Raw genomic sequence first — 25,626 nt, forward strand, 5'->3', positions numbered from 1 at the left:
GATTTGAAAAATTAAACCTATCGATGCGCAACTAACTTGTTTTACAAAGTAGTTGCAAATGGTAGCTCCTTCCATTACTATTATGTATAACAAGTTAGTTTGGTGAAAGTGAGGATACGCCATGGCGATGAGTCAAATGTTAAAAGGATTGCTCGAAGGTTGCCTGTTGGCCATCATCGATAAAGGAGAGACGTACGGCTATGAGATGTCGGAGAAGTTGCAGGCGTACGGATTCACGATGGTGAGTGAGGGCAGTATTTACCCGGTCCTGTTACGGATGAAGAAAGAAGGGTGGGTCGAGACGGTCCAAAAAGCGTTACCATCAGGGGGACCGAAACGAAAATATTACATTTTGACGGAGGCGGGGCACCAAGAGTTGCTGGCCTTCAAACAACGTTGGGCGGAAGTGTCAAGCGGTGTCGACCGCGTACTCGGAGAGGGGAATGAAGATGGAACTTTCAAAAAAGAGTCGTGATTTTTTGGATGACTTGGCGGTATATCTCATGTCGAGCGGGAAATCGGAAGATGAAGTAAAAGAAGTTGTCGAGGAGTTAAAAGACCATCTCGAAGAAGCGGAACGAGCGGGAAAAGGTGTGGACGAGGTCGTCGGCCAGAGCCCGAAAGACTACATGCAACACCTCGGAAGCGAGATGACGTTTGACGTGAAGGGATTCGTCAAAATTGTTGCGATGATCATTCCGAACGTGTTCGCCTACATCATCATCGCTAATTTTATTCAAGGCGAGATGACATTCTCGACGGTCCAGTTGATTGGGTTCCCGCTCATCGCCGTCCTGTTCTTGCTGGCCGCCTCACAAGCGTTCCGCCACATGTCGGTCCGCTCAAAAGAAAGCAAATTTAAAAATGGGGCGACGTACATCACGCTCGCTGCGCTGCCGATGACATTGTTCCTCGGGCTGATGATACTCGACATCTTCGTCGAGACCCCGACGATCGTGTTCGGTCCAACCGGTCAACTCGTATTGTTCGGACTGGCCGTCGTCACGTTGCTCACCGTCTCGGTGTGGACGAAGACATGGATCAATCTGATCATTCCGATTCTCTTATTCGGACCACAATACGCGTTTGCCCAGACGAGTTTGCCGCTCGAGCAACAACTTATTTTCTCGATGCTGATTCTGTTCGTCGGGATGGGGGTCTTCTTGTTCGTCTGGTGGAAAAAGAATCAACAGGGGCAAGCATGATGCTCGGACGAATCATTTTTGTCGCGATCTTGTATCTGCCGTGGGGCTTTTTCGTGACAGCGGCAGACTTTCTATGGGGGAATGCGCTCGGTTATCTTCTGATTCCAGCGATCGTGTGGTCGAGTGTGTGGTGGTTTGGGCGGCGTGAGATGTTCCCGTGGCTCGCATGTGGGCTCATCGTATCGTATGTCATTTCCACGGCGATGGTTTGGCACGTCGATAGGGCGTGGGATTATTTCTTCAAGCCGATTGGCCAGTCTATCCTCGTGAATGTCTGGACCATTGTTTACGCGAGTGGTGTCGTTTTGGCGTATATGTATCGTCGTGCTTTGCAAAAAGCACGTGAATCTGCTTAAGGTCGGACGCGGCTGGGAATAGGCAACTGAACGCCTAAAAGAGAAAGAAGGGATTCCCATTGCCAGTCAATCCGACGATTCAATTTTATTTGAACCAGTTTCAAAATCAGCTCTCGACCACATATGACCAATTGGATCCGCTCGAATTAAGACGACAAGAAGACGCAATGATGACCCGATTTCAACATAGAGAACATGTGCTTGATGTCGAGGAGCGCTGGATCACGCTCCCGAATCGCTCACTTCCAATCCGCATCTATCGATCGAGTCGAACGCTTGCCCCTGCCCTCGTCTATTATCACGGGGGTGGCTATGTCACGGGGAGTCTCGACACGCATGATGCGATTTGCCGGACGATCGCGAATGAGGCCGACTGTACCGTCATCTCGGTCGGTTATCGACTCGCGCCGGAACATAAATTCCCGACAGCCGTCTACGACAGCTATGAGGCGCTCGTTTGGATTGCGGATCACGCCTCGGAACTCGAAATCGATGCCGAGCGCATCGCCGTCGGCGGTGACAGCGCTGCGGGGACGCTCGCCACGGTCAGCGCTTTGATGGCCATCGAGCAAGGCCGTCCCCTCGCCATGCATCAGCTGTTATTTTATCCGGTGACGGGGACCGAGGAGAATCTGCCGTTATCGTTAATCGAGTATGCGAACGGCTATTTGCTCGACGAGGCGTTGATTCGTTGGTTCCAACACCAATACTTTCATGACGAGACTGAATTGACCCACCCCTACGCCTCGCCAATCGTTTCGCCACATTTGGCGAAACTGCCGCCGACGACGCTGTTGACGGCCGAATATGACCCGCTCCGTGACCTCGGCCGAGCGTACGCCAATAAATTGATTAGTCTCGGTGTCCCGGTGACGTATCACAATTACGGAGGACTCATCCACGGCTTCGTCAACTACTACGCATACGTTCCGGAAGCGCGACGAGCCGTCAAAGAAGCGGCGCAGTCGCTCGGACATGCCTTCCATACGCAAAAAACTCGCCCCTAAGGCGAGTTTTTTTCATGCTTTCGATAAATAAGGGAAGCGACAACCTTCCGGGAAAAATTGTCCTTCGTTCATGCGAATCATCCATTGGCCGTCGCGGGACGGACGTTGTTCCACACCGTCCAGATCGGGCGTGAATTTAAAGACGATTTCGGTGATGCCTTCAAAGGAGAGGCGGGCCACGACGTCACGCATATCGACAGGTCGCGGCGACAGCACGGCATACAAGTTTAAGCGCGAGCTCTCAATCATATAAATGACATGGACGTCATCGAAACGATACACGTCCTCGTCCATCCCTTGATAGTAATGGAACATCCAAATGTGCATGTCGTCTGTCGTATACAGACGCGGTGAAAACGGGAGTGACTCCAGTTTGAAACGGCGCCACTGTTCGGCATCGACGTCGACATGTTCGAGTGGGGAAGCCGATCCCGAGACTGAAACGAATAGCTCCGGTTCGGGTTGGACGGAGAACCCCTGTTGCTCGTAAAACGGTGTAACCCCTTCGTTACAAGCCAAAAAATAAGGCAACCCATCCGTGTCATGCTGCTTGAACAAATGCTTAAAGATGCGGGTGGCGAGCCCTTGTCCTTGTCGGATCTCGTCCGTCATGACCGTTCCGATTTGATACGCTTCGCGCGCGGTTCCGTCCATCATCACTGTCATTCGGCTCATCCCGACGTTCGAGATGACATTCCGATAGAACGTCAATGAATAACAGCGATAGTGGTCAGTCCATTCGCCAGCTTTGTACCACTCGCGAAAATCGATGCCGAACGTCTCATCGGCAAAGTAAAAAAACGATTCGAGTTCTTTGTTCGAATACTCGAGGTTGGTGATTGGCTTTTTGGGCATAGGGCTCGCTCCTTTTTTGAACTTCTATGTCTGTTCCTGTACATTAGAGGCAGAGAGGGGTAATAGAGATTATGAAACGGTATGAAGCGATTTTATTCGATGTCGACGACACGTTGCTCGACTTTAAACAGAGCGAGCACGTCGCCTTGGAGCAGTTGCTCGCGGCACACAACGTTCGGATGACAGATGAATTGAAACAACAGTACGTGACGATCAATAACGGATTATGGCGCGCGTTCGAGCGTGGCGAGGTCGGACGGGAAGACGTCTTAATGGGCCGACACACGCAACTGTTCGATACGCTCGGCATCACAATCGACGCGCATGAAGTCGAACAGCGCTATCGCGACCATTTGCACGACGGGGTACACATCATCGATGGGGCACTCGAGCTCGTCCAAACGCTCAGTGAACAGTATCCGCTCTATATCGTCACGAATGGTGTGACGGAGACTCAGTTCAAGCGGCTCGAAGCGTCGGGACTGCTCCCTTATTTCCAGGACGTGTTCGTCTCGGACGCGACCGGTTCGCAAAAGCCGATGAAGCCATTTTTCGACTATGTATTTGACCGAGTTCCGAACGTGGCACCGGAACGCGGACTCATCGTCGGGGACTCGTTGACGGCAGACATCGCCGGCGGTCGCATGTATGGGCTCGACACGTGCTGGTACAATCCGCACGAGATTGCGGCATCGGTCGAGACGACATATGAGATTCAAGACTTGCACGAATTGAAGTCGATTCTATCAAGCTCAGCGATCGATAAAGTGGGGCGGTAGTGATTGCGGCAACGCATAGAGTGTCTCCGGGAAGAGTTTCAAGTCCCGGAGCGCGTCGAGCGGCTGCCAACGATAGATGAGGTGATCGCCTTCCGGTCCGTGGAAGTCTCCATGCCGGAGCGGGAGGTCACCCGATACATAAAAGTACATGCCGATCTCATGCACGGTGCGCTCCAAATACGTGAAGAAATTTTCGGAGACGAAAGCGAACGTCGTTCCCGTCAGTGTCGCTTCGAGTTCTTCTTGCAGCTCACGCGTCAAGGCGAGCTCGGCTTCTTCGCCGATGCCGACCCGGCCGCCCGGCAACGCCCAAAAGTCATCGTTCACGTTCCGATGAACGAGCAAATGACCGTCCTGGACCCAGATGCCGGCAACGCGATAATTGAACGTACCGTGCTCGGTCGGAAATACGATATCCATTTTCATCACTCCATTCCTTAAGCTACATCAATTATACGTCAAGGGGGCAGGTCATGTTTCAATCAAATGAGAGTTATAAAGGCGAGGACTTCCGCGACGAGACGCTCCGTGACATCCAACTCACGCAGACGACGTTCGAGAACTGTCGCTTTACCTATATCGATGCGACCGAGTTCGAGACCGAACAGTGTCGTTTCATCAACTGTGACTTCACCGATTCGAAGTGGAACGCCTCGCGCCACAGCGGCAGCTCGTTCCTGAACTGTCAGTTCAATGGGGCGAATCTGTTTTCGAGCGAGTTCGATCAGTGCAAGATGACAGGCTCGTCGTTCGAGTCATGCACGTTCGAAGGGGTCGTCGTGCGTGAAGGAGATTGGTCGTTCGTCAATCTGCGTCACGCCCCGCTCCGGAAGATGGATTGGTCCGGTGTCCGGTTGACCGAGGCCGATTTATACGGTGCGGATTTGAAAGAATCACGCTGGACGAACGCCGTCTTGTCCCGCGCCGTGTTGCAGCACGCGGATTGCACCGGTGCCGATTTTGTAGGGGCCGAGATGGACGGGGTCGATTTCTCGGACGTCATCCTGAAACAAGCGACGATCGATGTGATACAGGCCGTCCAAATCGCCCGCTCGCTCGGGGCGAACGTCATATGACCAATGAGCAAGTGCTCGAGCATTTGACGTCCGTGGCCGCGGAGCGGGAAGACGTCCGCGTCCTCGTCTTGAACGGGTCGCTCGTCAATCCGAACGTGCCGGTGGACTGCTTTCAAGACGTCGATGTCACTTGTTTCGTCGAAGACGTGACCACGTTCATCGAGGACCGTTCCTGGATGCTGCCGCTCGGGGACGTCTTGATCATGCAGATGCCGGACGAGGTGCCGGGAGGCGACGAATATGAGCGTTTCGTGTTTCTCGTCCAGTTTGCAGCCGGTCATCGCGTCGATTTGACCGTTCGCCCGCTGCGTGACGTGCAACAGGCGATTCAAGCGGACTCACTCAGTCTCGTCCTCGTCGATAAAGACGGGATTGCCGGTCAACCGATTCCATCTGATGACACGTACCGCATCCACCGACCGAGCCGATTTGACTATGAGCAGTGTTGGAACGAGTTTTGGTGGGTGTCGCTTTACGTCGTCAAAGGCATCAAGCGGGGGCAGTTATTATACGCGTACGACCATGTCACGATTATGCGGACGATGCTCCGTCAGATGCTGTCGTGGGAGGTCGGTTTTAAGACGGACTTCACCGTGAACGCCGGGAAGGCCGGTGACACTCTGGCCCCATATATGGATGCGGCAAGGTGGGACAGCTATCTTCATACATTTCCGGCAATCGAGATCACTTCCCTCGAGGCGGCCCATGAAGCGTTGGTCGAGCAGTTCGAACGCACGAGCAGACGGGTCGCCGAGCGGACGGGATATCCCTTTCGTGCAGATGAAGCCCGACGAATTCGTGACGCCTTTTCGACGCTTTGGTGTTCAAACGATTAAGTTTCGGTCGAGTCGGGAAAAGCCCTTCTATAGAAGGGGGAATGACGCTTGAATCCGTATACGACGTTCATCGCGCTCCTAGTAGGGAGTTTACTTTTATTTGTCGGCATCCGGACGAAGAAATGGCCGATTGTTGTCGTGGCCTTATTTCCGCTTGGACTCGTGGCCTTCAACTTATATTTGCTGATTACTGGACGCTAGAAGACTGTTTTCATCAGTCTTCTTTTTTGTATAACCAATTTTTAGTGAGCGGAATCGGGCGAGAGGCGTTTAGGTCGGGCCAGAACCGGGCAACTCTCAATAAATCGATTCTCATCCATTTTCTCCCTTCTAAAGAAACAATTAGCATGTTTACTTGTTGTTCACCGTCAAACGGACCGATTCACACCAAGACAGATTGCTCACCAAGGAGGTGTCCGCGTGCGACGATTGTGGCTTACCGGCTTATTGCTCTTCTTCTTTTTAGGAGGATGTACGACGCGAGAGCCGTTTGATTTTGATGAGATTCACTCTTACAAGATTTTCTATAACATGCCGACCGAGGCGATTATCGAGGATATGGCTCGCTACGACCTCGTCATTATCGAACCGATTTGGTATACGCCCGAACAGATCGAGACGATTCGGTCGAACGGGACGAAAGTGTTCGGATATATCAATGTGATGGAGGCGGATTCGTGGAATCGAGCGCTGATTGGCCAAATGGACAAGGATGACTACTTCTATCGAGACGGGGAACGGATTTACTTTCCGAAGTGGGACTCGTATTTGACCGATATCAGTTCGGCCGACTTTCGCAAAATTTTAATCCGCGAAATTCAAAAACAAGTCATCAACAAGCATTTGGATGGTATTTTCCTTGATACGGTCGGGGACATCGATGACGTCCATTTGGATTATCCAGAAGACTTAGCGGAACAGTTGGCTGGGCTCGAGGATTTTCTGCAGGCGATTGAGCGTACGTATCCCGGCGTTCCGGTCGTTCAAAATTGGGGCATCGAGACGCTCGAACGGACGAGTGCCCCGTACGTGGAAGGCTTCATGTGGGAAGGCTTCAACTACACCGAAATCACATCTGATTCGTGGTCGATGGAGATGCTCGACCGGATGAACGCGATTCAAGACGAGTATGGGATTGCCGTCCTCACCGTGTCCGATCAAGAGGAAGCGACCAGTCGGGACATGGCCGAAGCGAACGGATTTATTCATTATCACGAACCAACGTATTACAATACGTGGGATTTTTAGGTGTTGATTAGGGTATGAGGAAAATAGAAGATGCCGTCATCCACTACTTACATTCGGCTGCCTATGTGTTGGACCAGTAACGAGGAACCAATCGCGAGGAGGGGATTATCATTTTATACGCTCAAGACCGTCCGTGGCTCAAATGGGTTGAGATTCTTGTCGTGTTCGCGCTGTTGATTGGAATCGATTTATTCTTTAATCTGGGCACGATTCAAAATGAGTTGAACTTGTTTTATGCGGCCGCCATCTTATTCGCCTTACGATACGGCACTATCTTCGGCTTAATCAGTTTTGGCATCTTGCTCCTCTATAAAGTGTTATACACCGGCTTAATGGGAGGGGACATCTTCCTCTTGTTCTACGATACAAACTCACTTCTTACACTGTTTTACTACTTCGCCATCACCGTCATCGTCGGGTTGTTCAGCACCTCATTTCGAGAGCGTTATGAAATCAGTCAGTTCCGCAATGAGGAACTGAAAGATGAGAACACGTATTTGAAAGAGACCGTCGATTTACTCAACACTTCGCAAACGACACTTCGTCAAAAACTACTTCAATCCGAATACAGCTTGAACCAATTGTATGAACTTGCCGTATCGCTCGACTTGCCACACCCGGAACTGATTCGAAGCGAAACGATTCGCCTGCTGAAAAAGACGTTTTTAGCGAGCGATGTCGCCATTTACCACGTCGACCGCTCCCAGAAATCGATGCGCCTCTTGATTCGGCAAACCGAAACGAAAGAGTTCCCGCAAACGATTTTCCTTGACGAGGCGTCAAGCATGTTCAAACGGTTCTTCCAAGTCCAAGAGACGACACTCCGTCAGCTCGATGATGAGGACACGGACCCGATGTTGCTCGCGCCGATCGTCGTGGACGGACAGACACGTGAAGTCGTCGTCATCAAACGCTTGCCGCTCCGCAAGTTGACGACCGATGACTTGCACGTCTTGAATATCTTATTCTCGTGGATTGGGACGCGCGTCCAAAACGCCGAAAACCTGATTCGCAAAGAGCAGCACGAGAAAATGCATAAAGGCACCTCGTTCTATAAGAAAGAGGCGTTCACGGAACTGGTCGCCATTCAAGAACAAAAGAAACTTCACCACGGACAGCCGTATATCGTGCTCGATTATGCGCTCGGCTATGAACCGGTCTCGCTCGAGAGTATCGAGGCCATCGTCCACTCGTATTTACGGGAAATCGATGTCGTCGGCTACGATCCCGAAGACAACAAGCTGTTGCTGTTGCTCCCCGGGACGAGTGAAGAACACCGTCAACGGATTTATGATCGGATCGAAGGGATTTTGATCCAGAAGGGAGTGTGACGGGATGGAGCCGACGGTTCGTTTCGGATTGATTGGGATTTATGTCGTTCACGCCGTGCTCGCCTTCGTCTTGCTAATCGTGTTGAAACGAAAGATGAAAGCACCCGACTATGGGGTCGCGGTAGCGGCCCTCAGTTTCGGACTGTTCCTACCGTTTGTGGCCGAATTTGCCGTCTTTGCGGTGTATCGTTTGGCTGAGCGCTTTGGCCGGAGCGATCTGATTGAAGACTATGACGACTATATCGATTTCAAAGTCGTCAACTATGAACAGATTCGTCATGAAGCGAATAGTAGCGCGCACTTGTTACCGCTCACCGATGCCATCAATTCCAAAGATCCGGCCATCCGAAAACATTCGATTTTGACGCACGTCAACCAGTCGATTGACCAGCAAGGGAAATATTTGCAGATGGGTCTCGAGAGCAAGGACAGTGAGACCGTCCACTATGCGGCAGCGACGATGAATATCTTGATCGATCAGTATGAACAAGAACTGAAATTAGCGAAACGCGAGTATGATTTAGGGAATCCGGACACGATTCAACGGCTCGCGACAATCTATAAACGGATGATTCATAGCGAGCTCATCACTGAGGTCATGTTGAAGGACAAGCAGACCGCATGGCTTGAAGAATTGTTAAAAGTAAAGACGCTCTATCCGCCGGCACCATGGATTTATGAAGACTTGAACGAGATTTATCTCACGTTACAGCATCCGAAAGAGCAATTGAACATCCTGAAGGAGTACGTCCATCATTTCCCTGAACGAATCGAGGCCCACCTCATGCTCATCAACTTCTATTATGAGCGGGAGCGTTGGAACGAAGTGAAGGCGGTCATGTTTATGATGCAGACCCAGTTTTCGCTCGAGGATGTGCCGTATGAGTACCGACTGTTGTTTGAAGAATGGAGTGACACGACATCATGGAAAAACGAACTGTAATCTCATTCTCGCTCTTCATCGTCTTATTTCTAGTCATCGTCGGTGCGATTCAATACTTACGGATTCATTCGCTGCACACGTTACTGCCGAACGTCGCCGAGCAGCAGATGAATATCGATCAATTGAAGAGTGATGCGTCAGCGAAAGCGGGCGAACATCAACTTCAAATTTATCTCGTCCGGGATGAAGGAGATTTGGCGGTTGAGACGGCGGACAATCTGCGTCACGGCTTGCAGTACGCGAAGCTCGACGTGCGTGAAGTCAGTCCTGGTGTCGTCGGATCGATTGCGCCTTCTCCGTATACGATTATCATTTTTACCGGAGAAGATTCATCGAGATGGCCGTTCGTCGCGATGAAGCGTTACGTCGAACAGGGCGGCAACCTCGTGTTCGCGAACCGGTTCAAAGACCCCGCGTGGAACGCGTTGACCGGGATTGAAGACATTGGTGAGTATGTGCCGGACGTATACGGCTTGAATTTCGAGGAGACGATTTTCCCGGGCTATGTCGACTTGAATCCGCCGGACGACCTGTTCGTTCATAGCGTCGTCGACTTTGCGATCGCGGATGACGCCAACGTCATGTTGTCAGCCGAAGGTTTCCCAATCCTGTGGGAATACGGAGTCGGCGAAGGGAACGTCCTATACTGGAACACGACCATCACGAACCAAAAGATGATTCGCGGGCTGTTCGTGCAGACGCTCGGCACGATGCCACCGGCGTTCGTCACGGCACAAGCGGCCATCAAACTCATGTACATTGATGATTTCCCGGCACCGGTCATGGATGGGAAGATGAAAGATGTCTCTGCCACCCCGCTTGATAAATCCGTCAAAGACTTCTTCGCCGAAGATTGGTGGGAAGACATGGTCGATTTAGCGAAAGACGACGATGTGATTTATACAGGTGCCATGATTGGGACGTATGAGGAAGAGATGGAACTTGTCGATGAGCAGTTGATTAAGCGCGGCGAGTTTCCGATGTTGTATTTCGGGCGAAAACTGATTGCCCACGGCGGTGAAATCGGCCTGCATGGCTATAATCATCAGTCGCTCGTCACGGCCGATGAACCGATTGATCCGACGTATGGATATATCCCGTGGAAAGATAAAGACGAGATGAAACGGTCGTTATTACAGGCCGAATCCGTATTTGCGAACTATTTCCCGGCCGAGACGCTCAAGTCATACGTCCCACCGTCGAACGCGCTCAACCGGACCGGGGTCGATGCGATTGCCGAGGCGTTGCCGGAACTTCGTACAATCGCCTCGCTCTACACCGGAGAACCGGAAAGCGGGGATTTCGTGCAAGAGTTCGAATTTGATGCGACGCACCCGAATCTCTATCATTTCCCGCGCGTGACGAGCGATTACGGGGAAGAGCGCGGCTCGATTTTTCAGATGGTCGATGCAATCGCCAACTTCGGCGTGTTTTCACACTTCATTCACCCGGATGATGTCATCGATCCAGACCGGGCCTTCGGACGGGACTGGGATACGATGTTCATGAGCCTGCGAAAAATCGTCCATGACGTGAGAGACCAATATCCGCATCTCGAAGCGTATACGCAACATTACGCGACCGAAAAGATGATCACCTACCAACAAGCTGATTTGAACGTCACGTTCGATGAGTCGACGGTCTATTTGGCCGGGGAAGGGCTCGTCAACCCGTCTCATTTTACGATTCGCCTGAAACCGGGCCAGTCACTCGAGACAGGAAAGTTTGATTTCGGGACGGTCGAGCAGTGGGAGGCCGACCGACCGCTCTATCTCGTCAAACTGACATCGGCGAACGCTGAGATAGACATCAAGGGGGAAGCGCAATGAAAATCGGACTTGTCTTAGAGGGCAGTTATCCGTACGTGAGCGGAGGCGTATCGAGCTGGACGCAGACGTTAATCGAGGCGATGCCCGAGGTGTCGTTTGAAATCATCTCGATTCAACCGACCGAGAAACGGCCAGAAGACATGAAATACGCGCTCCCTCCGAACGTCTCCGGCATCACCCATCTGTATTTGAACGACGTAGGTGAACGCGCGAGGGGACGATTGAAGTGGGGTGCCGACGACGAACAAAACGTGTCGGATTGGCTCATGTTAAGAAGCCCGAACCGGCAAGCGTTGCGACTACTCGGGAAAGAAGTGCCTTCGAGCGAGGCGTTTTTCGCGAGCGAGTTCTTTTGGCGCAACGTGAAGGCCGCCTACGCCGAAGAGATGAACGGCGGCTCGTTCATCGACTATTTCTGGATGTGGCAAAGCATGTACACCCCGATTTTGCGGGTGCTCCATCAGCCGCTCCCGAAAGTCGACCTCGTCCATTCCGTATCGACGGGTTATGCCGGGGTAGTCGCTTCCTACATGAAAGAGACGCAAGGGATCCCGTTCATCTTGACCGAGCATGGCATTTATTCCCGTGAACGCGAGGAAGAAATTTTACAGTCGTATTGGATTCCGGCGCCGTATAAGCCGAGATGGGTCCGGTTCTTCCACCACTTGTCCCGCGAGGCGTATAACGCGGCCGATGAAATTATCACCTTGTTCGAGCGGAATCGCGAATATCAGGAATGGATCGGCGCCCCGAGCGAGAAGACGAAAATTATCGCCAACGGGATTGCCGACCGACAAATCCAGGCGACGGTCAATCGTCCGGAGCACGACCTCTTTCAAATCGGTGCCATCGTCCGCCTCGTTCCCATCAAAGACTTGAAGACGATGATTTATGCCGCCAAGATTTTGCAGGAGCGGCATCGTCTGTTCAAACTGACAATCATGGGTCCACTCGACGAGGATGAAGAATATGCGGAAGAGTGCCGTCTGCTCATCGAACAGAGCGGATTGAGCGATTATGTCGAACTGGCCGGGAAAGTGGACGTCCAAACGTATTTGCCGACCTTTGATCTACTGCTCCTGACGAGCATCTCGGAAGGGCAGCCGCTCGCGATTCTCGAAGGCATGGCCGCCGGGATTCCGTGGGTCGCCACCGATGTCGGCGCCTGTTCCGAGCTTTTATACGGACGAGCGGATGACCCGTTTGGTCCGGCCGGTTTCATCGTGCCACCGGTTCATCCGGAAGCGGTCGCCGACAAAGTCGAATGGATGATGGATTACCCGCAGGAACGAATACGGTTCGGCAAGAACGGACGGGAGCGGGTCCGCCAATATTATCGTCTCCAACAAGTCGTGGACCGCTATAAGGCTATCTATGAAGCGAGGAGGGAACAGTATGGCGGGCATCGGGTTTAAGTTACAGAAGTTGTTCCAAGAAGACTACTATTCGTCCCGGCTAAAGGCGTACACGTTCTCCGGCCTCGTCACATCCGGACCGTGGTTGATTGTCATCTTGGTCGTCGGTACGATTCAATGGTTGGCGTTCCAAATGCCGACGTTGTCGCTCGCCGAACGGACGCTCTTCATGATCTCGGTCTCGTACGCGTTCATCTTCTCGCAAATCTTGTTCAGTTTTCAACAGCTCGTCGTCACCCGATACGTGGCGGACTTGTTTTATGAGAAGAAGGCACATGAGATTTTCCCGGTGTTCACCGGGATGCTCAAAGTGACGATTCTCGCGGCAGGCTTGCTGTATAGTATCTTTTGGCTATTGTCGCCGCTCGATTTTCTGTACAAACTGACGTTGTTCGTTTTATTCATGACGATTAACGTCATCTGGGTCATGTTCTTGTTTTTAAGTGCCGCCAAGTATTATCAAGCGGTGGCCTATAGCTTCCTGCTCGGCGGACTTATCTCGGTCGGGAGCGTCTATGCGATTAGCCGTCTCATGGTCGACCCGTCGAGTCTCGAGCTGTTGCTCGGTTTCACGGTCGGGATGATTGTGACGTTGTTCGGGTTATTCTTCGCGATGCTCCGGACGTTCCCACTCCGTTACGCGGTGAAAGAGTTCTCGTACTTCAAGTACTTCGACCGCTATCCGGACTTGTTCGCCATCGGCGTGTTGTACGTGCTCGGGATTTGGGTCACGAATTTCATCATCTGGTTCGGTGAAGGACGTGTCATCATCGCGGACTCGTTCCTGTTCAACCCGTATTATGATACGGCCATCTTCTGGTCGTACTTGACGATTATCCCGACGCAGCTCTTGTTCGTCGTTGCCGTCGAGACCCGGTTTTATGAGCGCTACCGTACGTTTTATGGATTGATCAACTACGGCGGGGCACTCCATCAAATCGAGAAGGCGAAACAGACGATGACGTCCGTATTGAAAAATGAGTTGATTCGACTCGCGCGGAGCCAAGGCGTCGTGACGCTGTTCGCCATCCTGATGGCGGGCGCGTTCGTCAGTTGGATTGGCGTCCCGGATGAGATTGGTCAAATCTTTCGGATGACGACGCTCGCGGCGTTCGCGAATGCGATGATTCTCATCTTGACGCTGTTGTTGCTCTATTTCGAGGACCGGCGCGGGGCGTTGTTCGTCAACATCTCGTTCTTCACGTTGAACGCGTTGTTCACGTTACTGCTCTTGCCGCGCGGCATCGATTGGTACGGTGTCGGCTTTGCCGTCAGCACGACGATCACGTTCTTCTTGGCCGGCCTGCGTTTGATTTATTATATGGGCAAAGTTGATTATTACGTGTTCGCCGCCTCGAACCGGCGCAAGCTCGGCACCGAGCGGTTCTCGCAAATGGGGACGTTGTTGAACCGGCGATTCTCACGATAAAGGGTTTTCAGTACGGAGAAAGACTGATATGATGTGGTCGTAGATGACCGAATTTCATAATGTTTACCACTAGGGGAGTCGCGTGACGCGGCTGAGATGGACGAGGTCCAGACCCTTTGAACCTGATCTAGTTCACGCTAGCGTAGGGAAGTGGGCGAACCGATTGTTTTCGTACACTTTGTGTAAATCCGACGCCGCTTCCGTTATGGAAGGCGGCGTCTTTTTTGATTACAAAGGAGGAGAAAACATGACATTCACTGCACATTTACGACAAGAGGCCGATGCCTTGTTTCAAGCCAGCTTTGACCATCCGTTCGTCCGCGAGCTCGGAACGGGTGAACTCGACGAGGCGAAGTTTCGGCATTACGTCATGCAAGACTCGTATTATTTGAATCAGTTCTCGAAAGTACAGGCGAAAGGCGCGACCCTCGCCCCGAACATGGAAGTAGCGAGCCGCTTTTTGACGCACGCGCTCCATACCATCGAAGCAGAGCATGCGCTGCATCGTGAGTTTTTCACCTTGCTCAACGTGACGGAGGCGGAGTGGGCGACGTTTGAGCCGGCCCCAACGGCTTACGCCTATGCGCTCCATATGCAACATGCCGGTCCAACGCTCGGTGACGTGCTCGCAGCAATTTTGCCGTGCTATTGGGTTTATTACGAGATTGGCGAACGCATGAAAGACACGACACCCGACCACCCGATTTATGCGACGTGGATTGCGACGTACGGGTCGGAATGGTTCCGCGACCTCGTCGAGGAACAGATTGAACGGCTCGACGTGCTCGCTGGGCAGGCGACGGCGGAAGAACGGGTCCGGTATCAACAGCTGTTCTTGAAGAGTTGTTATTACGAGCATGCGTTTTGGGAGATGGCGTGGACGCTCGAGTCGTGGGATTTACCGGCGGGGGTGACACGATGAAGCGCGACTTATGGGACAAAGTCAGAGCCGAACGGCCACTCATCCACAACATCACGAACATCGTCGTCGCCAACTTTTCAGCGAACGGGTTGCTCGCCATCGGGGCGGCCCCGGTCATGGCGTCCGCGGTCGAAGAAGTGGCCGAGATGGCGTCTTTAAGCGATGCGCTCGTGCTCAATATCGGTACACTCGATGCAATGACGGAACGTACGATGATTCGAGCCGGACAGGCGGCGAATCAAGCAGGTAGTCCGATTGTCTTCGATCCGGTTGGTGTCGGGGCGACCTCATTTCGGCGCGACGTCGCCAAGGCGATTCTGCAATCTGTCCGTGCGACGGTCATCCGTGGGAATGCCGGAGAAATCGCGACATTGATTGGCCTCGACGCGGCGGCGCGCGGCGTGGACGCTGGGGACACGCGGGTTGATTTGAATCACATCGCGTGTGAAGCGGCTAAGCGCTACACCTGTGTCGTTGCCGTGACCGGAGAGACGGATGTCGTCAGCGACGGGGACGTGACGATAGAAATTAAAGGCGGCACTGGCGCGATGGCCCGGACGACAGGGACCGGTTGTTTACTCAGTGCGGTCGTCGGTGCGTTCCTTGCGGTCGAACGGGATGCGGTAACGGCCACGGCGACAGCGCTCGCCGGTTATGCCCGGTGCGGGGAACTCGCTACCGCTTTGGCCGACGGGCCGGGTGACTTCCCCGTTCACTTCTTGAATGAGCTGGGCAAGATGACGGCGGTCGAGTTGCCGAGTGACCGCATCGAGGTGGTGTCATGATACGGCAGCAAGTGTTGACGATTGCCGGTTCGGATTCGGGCGGTGGCGCTGGCATTCAAGCTGATTTGAAGACGTTTCAAGAGCTCGGTGTGTTCGGGACGAGTGTTTTGACGGCTGTCACGGCCCAAAACACGCGTGGGGTGCATGGGGTCGAGGCGGTGTCACCAGAACTCGTGACGCAACAACTCGATGCAATCGGTTCAGACTTTATGATTGCGGCGTGCAAGACCGGGATGTTGTTCGATGCGGCGCGCATCGAGGTGGTCGCTGACGGGGTGCGGCGTCACACATTCAATCGGCTCGTCGTTGACCCGGTCATGATTGCGAAAGGCGGGGCCTCGCTGCTTCAGGATTCGGCGGTCCAGGCGCTCAAGACATCCCTCTTGCCGCTCGCGACCGTCGTCACGCCGAACGTGCCGGAAGCGGAAGTGTTGACGGGCATGACGATTCGGACGTTTGAAGACCGCATCGAAGCAGCAGAACGGATGTTAGCGTACGGTGTCCGTGCCGTTATTTTAAAAGGGGGACATCTCGATGGCGCAACTGCGGACGATTTGGTCATGACGGCGTCAGAGGCGTTCCTCCTGTCGGCCCCGCGCATCCAGACGAGTGACACGCATGGCACCGGTTGTACGTTCTCGGCAGCGCTCACGGCGGAACTGGCCAAAGGCCATTCTATCCTCGAGGCGACGGTGACCGCCAAGCGATTCATTCAAAGTGCCATCACGCATGGACTCGATATCGGTGCCGGACATGGACCGACGAATCACTGGGCGTATGCGACACATGGAGAGGCAGGTGTGACGCTTGAATCCATCACAACGAACCATCGCTGAGCAGTTGCGGCTCTACTTTATTTGCGGAACCGCGAACGCGGAAGACATGCTCCAGACGGTGGAAACGGCACTTCAATGTGGCGTGACATGTTTTCAATTTCGTGAAAAAGGTAAACATGCACTGTATGGGGATAAAAAAGAAGCGATGGCGAGAGCGTTGCAAACACTCTGCCGCTCATACGATGTTCCGTTCATCATCAATGATGACGTCGAACTAGCAGAGCGCATCGATGCTGACGGCGTGCATATCGGACAGGATGATGCCGAGGCCGCACGCGTTCGTGAGCGAATCGGCCCGAACAAATGGCTTGGTGTCTCGGTGCACACGCTCGAAGAAGTAGCGGCGGCCATCGAGCATGCGGATTATGTGGGCATCGGTCCGGTCCACCCGACGAATTCGAAAGAAGACGCCGGGGCAGTGAACGGGACGGTGCTCATCCGCCAAGTTCGAGCCTTGTATCGAGAGCTGCCAATCGTGGGGATTGGCGGCATCTCACCGGAACACGTTCCGATGATTCGGAACGACGGGGCGGACGGTGTCGCCGTCATCTCGGCCATCGCTTCTGCACCGGATGTGGCCATGGCCACACGGCGTTTCGCTTGTCTCTGAATTCAACTTGAGGAGGAAGACAGATGAACGTATTTGTAATAGGCGCGAATGGACAGATTGGAAAACAGCTCGTCGAACGATTGCACGAGGAAGGGAAGCATCAAGTCACGGCGATGGTGCGGAAACAAGAGCAACTCGACGACTTTACATCGAAAGGCTATCAAGCCGTGTTAGGCGACCTCGAAGGTGACGTGTCGTCACTTGAACAGGCGATGTCTGGGATGGACGTGGTCGTCTTTGCGGCCGGTTCGGGCGGTAGTACCGGAGCCGACAAGACGCTGTTAATCGACCTTGACGGCGCGGCGAAAAGTATCGAGGCGGCTCAGGCGAACGGGAATGTAAAACAGTTCGTCATGGTCAGCGCCTTGAAGGCTGAAGATCGTTCGGCATGGCCGGAAGAGATGAAACCGTACTACGTCGCGAAACACCATGCGGACCGTCTGCTTGAAGCGAGCGGGCTCACATACACGATCGTTCGCCCGGGTGCGCTGACAGATGATGGCGGCACGGGCAAAGTGAAGACGAGCGACGTCAAGACGGGGGAAATCCCACGTGCAGACGTAGCGGCCTTCTTGGCACACGTCATCGGGCATGACGCGGCCCATAATCAAACGATTGACCTCGTCAAAGGCGACACGGCAATCGAAGACACGTTTTGAACTACCCCCACCTACGCTTCACTTGGAGGTGGAGGATTCCTGGGTGATCCGGTCTGACGACCGGAACCTGATCAGGCTAGCCCCGTCGTCCCGACGGTTGAAGAGGCCAGGATGCGCTCGGCCTCTCGTTTGAGGTTCAGTCCTGCGTTCACATCGCGGTCGTGGTGCGTCCCGCAACCCGGGCATGTCCACTCGCGCAGACCGAGATGCTTCACGTCTTTGTGTCGATGGCCGCAACTCGAACAGAGCTGGCTCGAGGCGAACGTCTTCCCGACCTTCACGACGGTCTTGCCGTACCAGTCCGCCTTGTATGCGAGCATGCGGAAGAACTCCGACCAACTGACATCGGAGATCGCTTTGCTGAGCTTGCGGTCCTGCTGCATGTGCTTCACCTGCAGGGTCTCGATGCCGATGACGTCGTGGTTTTTGACGATCTCGGTCGACACCTGGTGCAGGAAGTCGGTACGCTTGTTCGCGATTTTCTCATGGATGCGGGCGACCTTGCGTTTCTGCTTCTGGTAGTTCTTTGCCTCCGACAGCTTGACGTTCCGGTTCAGGGCGATGAGCCGACGCCGCGACAGCTTGCGCTGCTCGCAGGCGAGCTTCTCCTCGAGCGAACGGAAGTAACGGTCGTTTTGGTACACCGTGCCGTCGGACAGGATGGCGAAGTTTTTGAGTCCGACGTCGACGCCGACCGAGGAGCCGGTCTTCGGCAGCTCGTCGATCTCCTGCTCGACGAGGAGGGAGACGAAGTGTTTGCCCGTCGCGTTCCGTCGGATCGTGGCGTTCAAGATGCGGCCCTCGACCCGTCTCGAGTTGGCGAAACGCACCCACTTCAACTTCGGCAGCTTGAGCCGGTCGCCGACGATCGACACCTCGGGAAGTTGGGACTTGCCCTGGATGTTCGTCTTGTAGGACTGGACGGGGTTCCGCTTCGACTTGAACCGTGGCCGTTCGTTCTGCTTCTTGAAGAAGCGGTCATACGCCTCGGCCAGATGTTTGACGCTCGCCTGGACAGATGTGCTATCGACCTCACTCAGCCAGTCGAACTCTTGTTTCAACAAAGGGATTTCTTTCGAGCAGGAGCCGTAGGACAAGCCTTTTCCTGTCGCCTTATAGGTCTCTTCCCACTTCGCCAAGAAGTGGTTGAAGACGAAGCGTGAACAGCCGATCGTCTTGGCGATCAGGATCTCCTGCTCTCTTGTCGGATAGATCCGGAATCGATATGCTTTATGCTTCAACAAGATGTTCACCTCCTCTAGGTATTTATACCCAAAAGAGAGGTCGGCGATTCATCGCCCACTTTCACTTGGGCTTCGCCCTTAACGTTTAGAAGTGGGCGTATTCTCGCCTATTTTTGATAAACGAGATGAAGACAGCGAGCGGATTTGGTTCCGCTCGCTTTTTGTATGGATGTGTCCGCGCACTCGAGAAAGGATTCGCTGCGACCGATAGAGAAGGTAAGAGATGGATTTGTTTGAAGAAAGGGGTCTATCCGTGACCACATTATTTCTCTATATGGCCGTTTATTTACTTCCGGCTTTCTTATTGAGCCACCTTGCCCTTGATGTTTTGCTCCGGAACCCTCGCCAAGTCGAGCATCGACTGCTCAGCCTGTTCGTATTTGGCTACGCGATGTTGTTCTTGGCCGAGTTTGGACGACATCTGTCCCCAATTGAAGCCAGTCCCGCCTTCGTCACCTATTGGTTCGGCAACGCTGGCATTTTGATTTTTGTGTGTTCCGTCCACTTCATCGTCAAAGTGACGGGAGTCGGGGCGAAACTGCCGAAATGGATGTATCCGTATGTCATCTATTTGCCGCTCGTGCCGGTCACGTTGACGTTCATCCGCCAAGAGAACATTTTGAACAGTCAGCGGTTCGACCAAGTCGGCGTCTGGATTTATCCTGAGTTCAACGCATCGTATTTGACGACGATGACCGTCGGCAACGTGTTCCATTTTCTCATCATCCTGTTACTCGTCTATGCACTCAAACGCGCCGATCGGACCGAGCATCAACGTGTCCTGCGCATGCTCATTTGGACCGCTGTCGCCGTCCTCATCTGGGACATCGTCTTCGGCTATTTCCAGTTCCGTGGAATCATGCCACCGTATGCGTATATGTATGGGGGCCTCGTCTGGACGGTCGCCCTCGTCGTGGCGATGAACCGACTCGATTTCCTCGCGTCTTATGCGAAACGATACGGTACCCTCTACAACTTGAATCCATCGGCAATTCTCCTCGTCGACGACACCGGTCGCATCGAGAGTGCGAACCCGGCCGCGCGTATGTTGTTCCATACCGTCCGAGTCGTCAATGAGCGTTTCATCGATTTATTGCCCGAGAAAAAGCGGGACGAATGGTGTGAACACTACGCTCAACATTTTAATGCGCAAAAGAAGTTTCTCGAGTTCGAGACGAAGATTCAGACAAAATCAGGACAAGAGCGGTACGTCGTCATCGACGGGGACTTCGTCTATATCGACCAGAAGATTCATGGCATGATTTTGATTCGGGACGTCCATACGTTCAAAGAAGCCGAGCAATCGATTCGCTTCTTCGCCTATCACGACCCGCTCACGAAACTCGCGAACCGTCGCGCGTTTTATGAACAGGCCGATCAGGCGTTACTGCAAGCGGATACGCTCGCGCTCGTCATTCTCGACCTCGATGGTTTTAAAGGTATCAATGATACGTACGGCCACCAGGTCGGTGATGATTTCCTCGTTCATCTCGGTGTCCTGCTCGAAACGGTGACGCCGGAAACGGGTCTCGCCTCGCGGGTCGGCGGTGATGAGTTTTATATGTATTTGACGGATGTCGAAGCAGACGAGATCGTCGCGTTCGTCGAACGATTGCAATCCGAATTGGCCGAGCGGCCGTTCCGACTCGGACGGGAGACGATTCCGATTCGAGCGAGCATCGGGGTCAGCGTCGCACCGGGTCAAGGGTCAGATTTAGACACGCTTATTCACAAAGCCGATCAGGCGATGTATCAAATCAAGCAACACGGTAAAAACGACTATGCGATTTATGACGAGGTGTTACACGGACCGAAATAACGGGAACGAGAATGAAGATGGTACCTTGATAGAGGAGGAGACGATATGACTGAAAAACCGTTAGTGACGATGCGCGCCGAAGGGGAAGCGACGAGTGTGAAGACGACGGTGCACGTGCGTGACCTCGAGCCGTTCGTCGTCGATGAGCCGGAACGTCTCGGCGGAACGGACGCCGGTCCGAATCCGCTCGAATATTTGCTCGGTGCATTGTCGTCGTGTACGACAATCATGATTGCCTATGTGGCGCAAGATCAAGATTTCAACTACGACGGAGTGACGTTCGTAACTGAAGGAACGCTCGACCCGCGCGGCTTCCAAGGCGTTGAAGGAGTACGGACGTATTTTGAGAAAGTACACGTCAATATCGTCCTCGATACGACCGAATCGGATGAACGGATTGCGGCGCTCCAGAAAGGTGTCGAGGCTCGTTGTCCAATCCATAATTTGATGCATGCGGCCGACGTCGACATCACGGCGACGTGGACACGGAAGTGAGGATGGGGCGACCCATCCTTTTTTTGATGTAGACAGGAATGTTTGCCGACGAGCACGAACAAAAAGAGACATGAGAAAGGAGGCTGTCATGGACATTCGCTCGATGACGCGACAAGACGCCCACGCGATTCAAGCGTGGACGTATGAGTCGCCATATGACTTTTATAATCAAGAAGCTTCAGCGGAAGGGCTGGATGAACTGATGGCCTATCAGGCCGTCCATGACGGTACACTGATCGGTTTTTACTGTCTCGGCCGATACGCACAAGTGCCGAACGATACATATGTCTACGATGACACATACATCGACCTCGGGCTCGGCATGCATCCGGACCGAACGGGGCAGGGAAACGGCCGTACGTTCGTCCAGTTGGTGATGCAAGAAGCGGCGCGCGAAGGCAAACCGCTCCGGTTGACGGTGGCCGCGTTCAACGAGCGGGCGATCCATCTCTATGAGCGGCTGGGATTTCAACAGGTCACTTCGTTTGAAAAAGGGTCGACCCGTTTTCTCGTCATGACCCGGTAATCATCCGTACTGTTTCTGGTGGGCTTTCTTTCGCTTCAAATAGTCTTCATCTGCTCGAAGTTGGTCCCATCGTTCCTTAAAGATGCGGGCCGATTCCGCCTTTTCTTCATCGATTTGTCGGTCGTGGATGTCGCCGTCGTCCTTATATTTTCGTCCGCCTTTATAGTTGGCGTAACGTCTCGCCCGGGTATAGCCCATCTGGATGAATTTGCGGGCCATATCCATTCCGACGAAATCATCGTTGGCCCGGTATTTTTCGAACAGCTCCATAATCTCATCAGCGGACTGTTTGGCGATGTCTGGCGTCTTGAAACGCCAATGGGGGAGAATCTCACTTTTATACGGTTCGACGAGTAGGACGCCTTGTTCACCTCGTCCGACCCGATACAGCTCCGGTTGTTTACGGAAATCAATCGTTTCAAAATCTAAATCATAATCAAACGGCATCGTCATCCCTCCTCATGGACTCATTCCCGGAACGAATCCGAGGGAAACGACAGAAAGGAAGAACAAGATGATTCAACTTGATACAGACCGGCTCCAGTTGCGGGCGTTTCAACTCGAGGACGCTGAACAGATGTTTCGATACGCGCAAGACGAGCGGGTCGGACCAAAAGCAGGATGGGCGCCGCACCAATCGGTCGAGGAGACGCGTGACGTCATCCGGCTGTTCCAACAAGACCAAGACGTCTGGGCCATCACGTTAAAAGAGACGGGTGAAGTCATCGGCAGTCTCGGGTTGCACGACCGCCGGCCGGACCCTGAGATTCAGCATGACCGGCAACGCGAGATCGGGTATGTCCTCAGCCCGGACCATTAGGGCAAGGGTACATCCCGGAGGCCGTTCATGAAGTGATGCGTCACGGTTTTGACGACCTCGACCTCGAGCGCATCTGGTGCGGTCATTTCGACTTCAACGACCAGTCGCGCCGTGTCGTCGAAAAGACAGGATTCACACACGTGTTCACGACATCCCAACAGTTGACGCGCTTAGATGGGCGCACTGTGCAGAGCCTCATTTATGTCGTGACGAAAGACGAGTATGAGGAACGCCGGGCTCAATGATGAGCCGGGCGTTTTTTGATGCCTTAAAATTAACACTTGATATGTAACCGGTTACACATTATGATGTGTTTGTAAGCGTTACCAAAAGGAGGGGACGAGATGGCAACAATCAAACAAGTGGCCAAACGGGCGAACGTTTCTGTCGCAACCGTGTCTCGTGTCATGAACAATAACGGCTATGTGAGCGCTGAAGCGAGGGAAGCCGTGGAACGGGCCATCGCTGAGCTCGAATACGCCCCAAACCGGGTGGCTCGTTCGTTATTCACCAAAACGTCCGGGCTGATCGGATTGATTATGCCAGACATCACGAACCCGTTCTTCCCGCAGTTGGCCCGCGCGATTGAAGACGTAGCCAATCAACACGGCTATCAAGTCGTCTTGTGCAACACGGACGAGCAACTGGCAAAAGAACAGTCGTACTTGGTCGCGCTTCAGACGATGCATGTCGATGGCCTGATTATCACGACGAACCACTCGGACAATCCGAACTACGAAAAGTTAGAGTTGCCGATGGTCGCGCTCGACCGAATCGTCAAGTCTGGCATTGACGCCGTCATCTCAGACGGGTATGAAGGCGGTCGCCTGGCCGCGGAGACGCTGTTGAGTTGTGGCGCGACAAGGCTCGCTCATATCGGCGGACCTGAACAGCTGCAGACGGTGAAGCGACGGACGGATGGGTTCCTTGACGTCGCGGGAGATCGTCTCGTCGGCATGACGCATTCGAGTTTCACGTTCAAAGAAGCGCTCACGGCGGCGCAAACGCTGTTTGATGAGCATTGGCCGTTCGATGGATTGTTCGCCGCCAATGACGTCATCGCGGCCGCGGTGTTGCAGGAAGCGGTGCGTCGGAATGTGCGTGTGCCGCAAGATTTGCAAGTCATCGGCTACGATGGCATCGAGCTCGGTGAGATGACATCGCCGCCGCTCACGACGATCTCGCAACCCATCTATGAGATGGGACGACGTGCGACCGAGCGACTCCTTGATTTGATTGAGAAGAAGGAGACCGTTACGAAAGAAATCTTGTTGCCCGTCACGTTGACGGAGCGACAGACGACGATCCGAAAGGGGCATGACACATGAAGCGAATTGTGGTCATCGGTAGTGTATCAATGGATTTAGTGGTCACGACAGACAAACGTCCGCAGGCAGGGGAGACCGTCATCGGACAGGCGTTTCAGACGGTGCCCGGAGGAAAGGGAGCCAACCAAGCGGTCGCCGCCGCTCGACTCGGAGGACGAGTCGAGATGGTCGGATGCGTCGGTTCCGATGAGTTCGGGCAACGTATCCGCCAAAACTTTGAACAGAATGAAGTCGGGACCCAACAGCTGCGGACGATTGACGGCGAAGTGACCGGGACGGCGCATATCGTGCTCGCCGAAGGCGACAACTCGATTGTCGTCGTCCAATCGGCGAACAAACAGGTCGTCTTCACGGAAGCCGAGCTCGAACAGTTGATTGATGACGAGTCGCTCGTCTTGCTCCAGCTCGAGATTCCGATTGCGACGGTCGAACACGTGAGTGCATACTGTCGCGCCCGCCAAATCCCGGTGCTGTTAAATCCGGCTCCGTCACAACCGCTCACGGATGAACTGCTCGAGCATGTGACCTACGTGACGCCCAACGAGCATGAGTGCCGAGATTTGTTCGGAGATGTCTCGCTTGATGAGGTACTGCGCCGCTATCCGAACAAACTGATTGTGACCGAAGGGGTCAACGGTGTCCGCTTCTTTGATGGCGAGACGATTCAGCACGTTCCAGCCATTCAAGCCGATGTCGTCGATACGACGGGGGCAGGGGATACGTTCAACGGGGCCCTCGCAGCCGCCCTGATGGAAGGAAGTGAGTTACGTGAAGCGGTACGCTTCGCTGTCGTCGCTTCAGGATTGAGCGTGGAAGGGTTCGGGGCACAAGGCGGCATGCCGAACCGAAATGACGTCATGAGACGATTGGAGCGAGTGTGATGAAGAAACATGGGATTTTGAATAGCCATTTGACCAAAATCTTTGCGGACTTGGGTCATACGGACACGGTCGTCATCGCGGACTGTGGACTACCGATCCCGAAAGGTGTCGAGCGAGTTGATTTGGCGCTTCGTCTCGGTGAACCGTCGTTCCTCGATGTATTAGATGCGGTCGAGGCGGACATGGTCATCGAACAGATTACCGTAGCCGATGAGGTGTTCACGGAGAACGAGCCGATCGCAAAAGCGTTGACCGATCGATTTGACACGGTTAAAACTTGTTCACATGAAGCGTTCAAGCGTGAGGTCGAACAGGCGAAAGTCGTCATCCGGACAGGGGAAGCGACTCCGTATGCGAACGTCATTTTACATGCCGGCGTCATATTTTAAGGA

Annotated in this window: 31 protein-coding genes and 1 riboswitch; of the genes, 27 read left to right on the forward strand and 4 right to left on the reverse strand. The window is 53.6% G+C overall.

Going from position 1 to position 25,626, the window contains the following annotated elements; translation table 11 throughout:
* The first annotated feature begins 121 nt into the window (after positions 1-121).
* From KNP95_RS12555 to KNP95_RS12570, 4 genes are read left to right on the forward strand one after another with little or no spacing between them, the layout of a single operon-like run.
* Positions 122-475: a PadR family transcriptional regulator gene (locus tag KNP95_RS12555; protein ID WP_128123661.1), complete on the forward strand. Its 354-nt coding sequence runs from the start codon at positions 122-124 to the stop codon at positions 473-475.
* On the forward strand, positions 450-1,205 hold the full coding sequence (locus KNP95_RS12560) for an HAAS domain-containing protein (protein WP_021065913.1): 756 nt from the start codon (positions 450-452) through the stop codon (positions 1,203-1,205). The genes KNP95_RS12555 and KNP95_RS12560 overlap by 26 nt, the downstream gene beginning before the upstream one ends.
* Entirely contained in the window at positions 1,205-1,561 is a 357-nt protein-coding gene (locus KNP95_RS12565) for a hypothetical protein (protein WP_214837493.1), read from the forward strand. Before KNP95_RS12560 ends, KNP95_RS12565 begins: the two co-directional genes overlap by 1 nt.
* A gap of 59 nt (positions 1,562-1,620) precedes the next feature.
* The gene (locus KNP95_RS12570; protein WP_214837496.1) at positions 1,621-2,568 is read left to right on the forward strand and encodes an alpha/beta hydrolase; all 948 of its coding nucleotides are present in this window, start codon (positions 1,621-1,623) and stop codon (positions 2,566-2,568) included.
* A gap of 12 nt (positions 2,569-2,580) precedes the next feature.
* Here KNP95_RS12570 and KNP95_RS12575 read toward each other — a convergent pair whose 3' ends face one another.
* On the reverse strand, positions 2,581-3,423 hold the full coding sequence (locus tag KNP95_RS12575) for a GNAT family N-acetyltransferase (RefSeq protein WP_214837499.1): 843 nt from the start codon (positions 3,421-3,423) through the stop codon (positions 2,581-2,583).
* 71 nt (positions 3,424-3,494) lie between these two features.
* Between KNP95_RS12575 and KNP95_RS12580 the strand changes: the two genes are divergently transcribed.
* The gene (locus KNP95_RS12580; protein WP_214837501.1) at positions 3,495-4,202 is read left to right on the forward strand and encodes a YjjG family noncanonical pyrimidine nucleotidase; all 708 of its coding nucleotides are present in this window, start codon (positions 3,495-3,497) and stop codon (positions 4,200-4,202) included.
* Here KNP95_RS12580 and KNP95_RS12585 read toward each other — a convergent pair.
* The gene (locus KNP95_RS12585) at positions 4,176-4,622 is read right to left on the reverse strand and encodes an NUDIX hydrolase (protein ID WP_021065918.1); all 447 of its coding nucleotides are present in this window, start codon (positions 4,620-4,622) and stop codon (positions 4,176-4,178) included. The genes KNP95_RS12580 and KNP95_RS12585 overlap by 27 nt on opposite strands.
* A 53-nt stretch (positions 4,623-4,675) precedes the next feature.
* Between KNP95_RS12585 and KNP95_RS12590 the strand changes: the two genes are divergently transcribed.
* From KNP95_RS12590 to KNP95_RS12655, 14 genes are all read left to right on the forward strand, one after another.
* The gene (locus tag KNP95_RS12590) at positions 4,676-5,278 is read left to right on the forward strand and encodes a pentapeptide repeat-containing protein (protein WP_214837504.1); all 603 of its coding nucleotides are present in this window, start codon (positions 4,676-4,678) and stop codon (positions 5,276-5,278) included.
* Positions 5,275-6,114, forward strand: a complete 840-nt coding sequence (locus KNP95_RS12595; RefSeq protein ID WP_214837508.1) for an aminoglycoside 6-adenylyltransferase — start codon at positions 5,275-5,277, stop codon at positions 6,112-6,114. The genes KNP95_RS12590 and KNP95_RS12595 overlap by 4 nt, the downstream gene beginning before the upstream one ends.
* 48 nt (positions 6,115-6,162) lie before the next feature.
* Entirely contained in the window at positions 6,163-6,315 is a 153-nt protein-coding gene (locus tag KNP95_RS12600; protein WP_021065921.1) for a hypothetical protein, read from the forward strand.
* Positions 6,316-6,534: 219 nt separating this feature from the next.
* Positions 6,535-7,362, forward strand: coding sequence for a glycoside hydrolase family 191 protein (locus KNP95_RS12605; RefSeq protein ID WP_353048995.1), 828 nt, complete (start codon positions 6,535-6,537; stop codon positions 7,360-7,362).
* Positions 7,363-7,523: 161 nt separating this feature from the next.
* Entirely contained in the window at positions 7,524-8,693 is a 1,170-nt protein-coding gene (locus tag KNP95_RS12610; RefSeq protein WP_021065923.1) for a GAF domain-containing protein, read from the forward strand.
* 4 nt (positions 8,694-8,697) lie between these two features.
* Positions 8,698-9,636: a tetratricopeptide repeat protein gene (locus KNP95_RS12615; RefSeq protein WP_214837511.1), complete on the forward strand. Its 939-nt coding sequence runs from the start codon at positions 8,698-8,700 to the stop codon at positions 9,634-9,636.
* Positions 9,618-11,465, forward strand: a complete 1,848-nt coding sequence (locus KNP95_RS12620) for a DUF2194 domain-containing protein (RefSeq protein WP_214837514.1) — start codon at positions 9,618-9,620, stop codon at positions 11,463-11,465. The genes KNP95_RS12615 and KNP95_RS12620 overlap by 19 nt, the downstream gene beginning before the upstream one ends.
* Entirely contained in the window at positions 11,462-12,880 is a 1,419-nt protein-coding gene (gene pelF, locus KNP95_RS12625) for a GT4 family glycosyltransferase PelF (protein ID WP_214837516.1), read from the forward strand. The genes KNP95_RS12620 and pelF overlap by 4 nt, the downstream gene beginning before the upstream one ends.
* On the forward strand, positions 12,861-14,309 hold the full coding sequence (gene pelG, locus KNP95_RS12630; protein ID WP_021065927.1) for an exopolysaccharide Pel transporter PelG: 1,449 nt from the start codon (positions 12,861-12,863) through the stop codon (positions 14,307-14,309). The genes pelF and pelG overlap by 20 nt, the downstream gene beginning before the upstream one ends.
* A 61-nt stretch (positions 14,310-14,370) precedes the next feature.
* Positions 14,371-14,475: riboswitch (TPP riboswitch) on the forward strand.
* An 81-nt stretch (positions 14,476-14,556) separates the two neighbouring features.
* The gene (gene tenA / locus KNP95_RS12635) at positions 14,557-15,231 is read left to right on the forward strand and encodes a thiaminase II (RefSeq protein WP_214715733.1); all 675 of its coding nucleotides are present in this window, start codon (positions 14,557-14,559) and stop codon (positions 15,229-15,231) included.
* Entirely contained in the window at positions 15,228-16,016 is a 789-nt protein-coding gene (gene thiM / locus KNP95_RS12640) for a hydroxyethylthiazole kinase (RefSeq protein WP_214837519.1), read from the forward strand. Before tenA ends, thiM begins: the two co-directional genes overlap by 4 nt.
* The gene (gene thiD, locus KNP95_RS12645) at positions 16,016-16,852 is read left to right on the forward strand and encodes a bifunctional hydroxymethylpyrimidine kinase/phosphomethylpyrimidine kinase (RefSeq protein WP_214837606.1); all 837 of its coding nucleotides are present in this window, start codon (positions 16,016-16,018) and stop codon (positions 16,850-16,852) included. Before thiM ends, thiD begins: the two co-directional genes overlap by 1 nt.
* Entirely contained in the window at positions 16,824-17,462 is a 639-nt protein-coding gene (gene thiE, locus KNP95_RS12650; protein ID WP_021065931.1) for a thiamine phosphate synthase, read from the forward strand. The genes thiD and thiE overlap by 29 nt, the downstream gene beginning before the upstream one ends.
* Positions 17,463-17,485: 23 nt before the next feature.
* Positions 17,486-18,121: an SDR family oxidoreductase gene (locus tag KNP95_RS12655; protein WP_214837522.1), complete on the forward strand. Its 636-nt coding sequence runs from the start codon at positions 17,486-17,488 to the stop codon at positions 18,119-18,121.
* Between the two features lie 71 nt (positions 18,122-18,192).
* Here the strand turns inward: KNP95_RS12655 and tnpB are convergent, their stop codons facing one another.
* The gene (tnpB, locus tag KNP95_RS12660) at positions 18,193-19,365 is read right to left on the reverse strand and encodes an IS200/IS605 family element RNA-guided endonuclease TnpB (protein WP_214837525.1); all 1,173 of its coding nucleotides are present in this window, start codon (positions 19,363-19,365) and stop codon (positions 18,193-18,195) included.
* 253 nt (positions 19,366-19,618) lie between these two features.
* Here tnpB and KNP95_RS12665 point away from each other — a divergent pair, with 253 nt between their 5' ends.
* The 3 genes from KNP95_RS12665 to KNP95_RS12675 all read left to right on the forward strand — a co-directional run bounded on the left by KNP95_RS12665 (position 19,619) and on the right by KNP95_RS12675 (position 22,205).
* Positions 19,619-21,184, forward strand: coding sequence for a diguanylate cyclase domain-containing protein (locus tag KNP95_RS12665; RefSeq protein WP_214837528.1), 1,566 nt, complete (start codon positions 19,619-19,621; stop codon positions 21,182-21,184).
* A gap of 45 nt (positions 21,185-21,229) precedes the next feature.
* Positions 21,230-21,679: an OsmC family protein gene (locus tag KNP95_RS12670; RefSeq protein WP_021065934.1), complete on the forward strand. Its 450-nt coding sequence runs from the start codon at positions 21,230-21,232 to the stop codon at positions 21,677-21,679.
* Between the two features lie 88 nt (positions 21,680-21,767).
* Complete coding sequence (locus KNP95_RS12675) at positions 21,768-22,205, forward strand: GNAT family N-acetyltransferase (RefSeq protein ID WP_021065935.1); 438 nt, start codon at positions 21,768-21,770, stop codon at positions 22,203-22,205.
* On the opposite strand, the gene KNP95_RS12680 is transcribed toward KNP95_RS12675, so the two are convergent.
* On the reverse strand, positions 22,206-22,652 hold the full coding sequence (locus KNP95_RS12680; RefSeq protein ID WP_021065936.1) for a DUF4385 domain-containing protein: 447 nt from the start codon (positions 22,650-22,652) through the stop codon (positions 22,206-22,208).
* Between the two features lie 67 nt (positions 22,653-22,719).
* Between KNP95_RS12680 and KNP95_RS16085 the strand changes: the two genes are divergently transcribed.
* The 5 genes from KNP95_RS16085 to rbsD all read left to right on the forward strand — a co-directional run bounded on the left by KNP95_RS16085 (position 22,720) and on the right by rbsD (position 25,623).
* Complete coding sequence (locus KNP95_RS16085; protein ID WP_251138555.1) at positions 22,720-23,025, forward strand: GNAT family N-acetyltransferase; 306 nt, start codon at positions 22,720-22,722, stop codon at positions 23,023-23,025.
* A 35-nt stretch (positions 23,026-23,060) separates the two neighbouring features.
* Positions 23,061-23,270, forward strand: coding sequence for a GNAT family N-acetyltransferase (locus KNP95_RS16090; protein ID WP_251138556.1), 210 nt, complete (start codon positions 23,061-23,063; stop codon positions 23,268-23,270).
* A 99-nt stretch (positions 23,271-23,369) separates the two neighbouring features.
* Positions 23,370-24,353 (forward strand): LacI family DNA-binding transcriptional regulator, encoded by a 984-nt coding sequence (locus KNP95_RS12690; protein ID WP_214837531.1) that lies wholly within the window; start codon positions 23,370-23,372, stop codon positions 24,351-24,353.
* Positions 24,350-25,234: a ribokinase gene (gene rbsK / locus KNP95_RS12695; RefSeq protein WP_021065939.1), complete on the forward strand. Its 885-nt coding sequence runs from the start codon at positions 24,350-24,352 to the stop codon at positions 25,232-25,234. The genes KNP95_RS12690 and rbsK overlap by 4 nt, the downstream gene beginning before the upstream one ends.
* Entirely contained in the window at positions 25,234-25,623 is a 390-nt protein-coding gene (rbsD, locus tag KNP95_RS12700; RefSeq protein WP_058765022.1) for a D-ribose pyranase, read from the forward strand. Before rbsK ends, rbsD begins: the two co-directional genes overlap by 1 nt.
* The last annotated feature ends 3 nt before the right edge of the window (positions 25,624-25,626 follow it).

The sequence above is a fragment of the Exiguobacterium sp. s36 genome, assembly GCF_018618345.1.
Taxonomy (GTDB): Bacteria; Bacillota; Bacilli; order Exiguobacteriales; family Exiguobacteriaceae; genus Exiguobacterium; species Exiguobacterium chiriqhucha.

What these genes read in the sequence shown, in the direction of transcription:
- rbsK (WP_021065939.1), top strand. Translation starts at nt 24,350, where the DNA reads ATGAAGCGAATTGTGGTCATCGGTAGTGTATCAATGGATTTAGTGGTC.
- KNP95_RS12670 (WP_021065934.1), top strand. Translation starts at nt 21,230, where the DNA reads ATGACTGAAAAACCGTTAGTGACGATGCGCGCCGAAGGGGAAGCGACG.
- KNP95_RS12565 (WP_214837493.1), top strand. Translation starts at nt 1,205, where the DNA reads ATGCTCGGACGAATCATTTTTGTCGCGATCTTGTATCTGCCGTGGGGC.
- KNP95_RS12585 (WP_021065918.1), bottom strand. Translation starts at nt 4,622, where the DNA reads ATGGATATCGTATTTCCGACCGAGCACGGTACGTTCAATTATCGCGTT.
- KNP95_RS12615 (WP_214837511.1), top strand. Translation starts at nt 8,698, where the DNA reads ATGGAGCCGACGGTTCGTTTCGGATTGATTGGGATTTATGTCGTTCAC.
- KNP95_RS12560 (WP_021065913.1), top strand. Translation starts at nt 450, where the DNA reads ATGGAACTTTCAAAAAAGAGTCGTGATTTTTTGGATGACTTGGCGGTA.
- KNP95_RS12680 (WP_021065936.1), bottom strand. Translation starts at nt 22,652, where the DNA reads ATGCCGTTTGATTATGATTTAGATTTTGAAACGATTGATTTCCGTAAA.
- rbsD (WP_058765022.1), top strand. Translation starts at nt 25,234, where the DNA reads ATGAAGAAACATGGGATTTTGAATAGCCATTTGACCAAAATCTTTGCG.
- KNP95_RS12575 (WP_214837499.1), bottom strand. Translation starts at nt 3,423, where the DNA reads ATGCCCAAAAAGCCAATCACCAACCTCGAGTATTCGAACAAAGAACTC.
- KNP95_RS12580 (WP_214837501.1), top strand. Translation starts at nt 3,495, where the DNA reads ATGAAACGGTATGAAGCGATTTTATTCGATGTCGACGACACGTTGCTC.
- tenA (WP_214715733.1), top strand. Translation starts at nt 14,557, where the DNA reads ATGACATTCACTGCACATTTACGACAAGAGGCCGATGCCTTGTTTCAA.
- pelF (WP_214837516.1), top strand. Translation starts at nt 11,462, where the DNA reads ATGAAAATCGGACTTGTCTTAGAGGGCAGTTATCCGTACGTGAGCGGA.
- KNP95_RS16090 (WP_251138556.1), top strand. Translation starts at nt 23,061, where the DNA reads ATGCGTCACGGTTTTGACGACCTCGACCTCGAGCGCATCTGGTGCGGT.
- KNP95_RS12595 (WP_214837508.1), top strand. Translation starts at nt 5,275, where the DNA reads ATGACCAATGAGCAAGTGCTCGAGCATTTGACGTCCGTGGCCGCGGAG.
- KNP95_RS12690 (WP_214837531.1), top strand. Translation starts at nt 23,370, where the DNA reads ATGGCAACAATCAAACAAGTGGCCAAACGGGCGAACGTTTCTGTCGCA.
- KNP95_RS12655 (WP_214837522.1), top strand. Translation starts at nt 17,486, where the DNA reads ATGAACGTATTTGTAATAGGCGCGAATGGACAGATTGGAAAACAGCTC.
- KNP95_RS12555 (WP_128123661.1), top strand. Translation starts at nt 122, where the DNA reads ATGGCGATGAGTCAAATGTTAAAAGGATTGCTCGAAGGTTGCCTGTTG.
- pelG (WP_021065927.1), top strand. Translation starts at nt 12,861, where the DNA reads ATGGCGGGCATCGGGTTTAAGTTACAGAAGTTGTTCCAAGAAGACTAC.
- KNP95_RS12675 (WP_021065935.1), top strand. Translation starts at nt 21,768, where the DNA reads ATGGACATTCGCTCGATGACGCGACAAGACGCCCACGCGATTCAAGCG.
- KNP95_RS12590 (WP_214837504.1), top strand. Translation starts at nt 4,676, where the DNA reads ATGTTTCAATCAAATGAGAGTTATAAAGGCGAGGACTTCCGCGACGAG.
- thiM (WP_214837519.1), top strand. Translation starts at nt 15,228, where the DNA reads ATGAAGCGCGACTTATGGGACAAAGTCAGAGCCGAACGGCCACTCATC.
- KNP95_RS16085 (WP_251138555.1), top strand. Translation starts at nt 22,720, where the DNA reads ATGATTCAACTTGATACAGACCGGCTCCAGTTGCGGGCGTTTCAACTC.
- KNP95_RS12620 (WP_214837514.1), top strand. Translation starts at nt 9,618, where the DNA reads ATGGAAAAACGAACTGTAATCTCATTCTCGCTCTTCATCGTCTTATTT.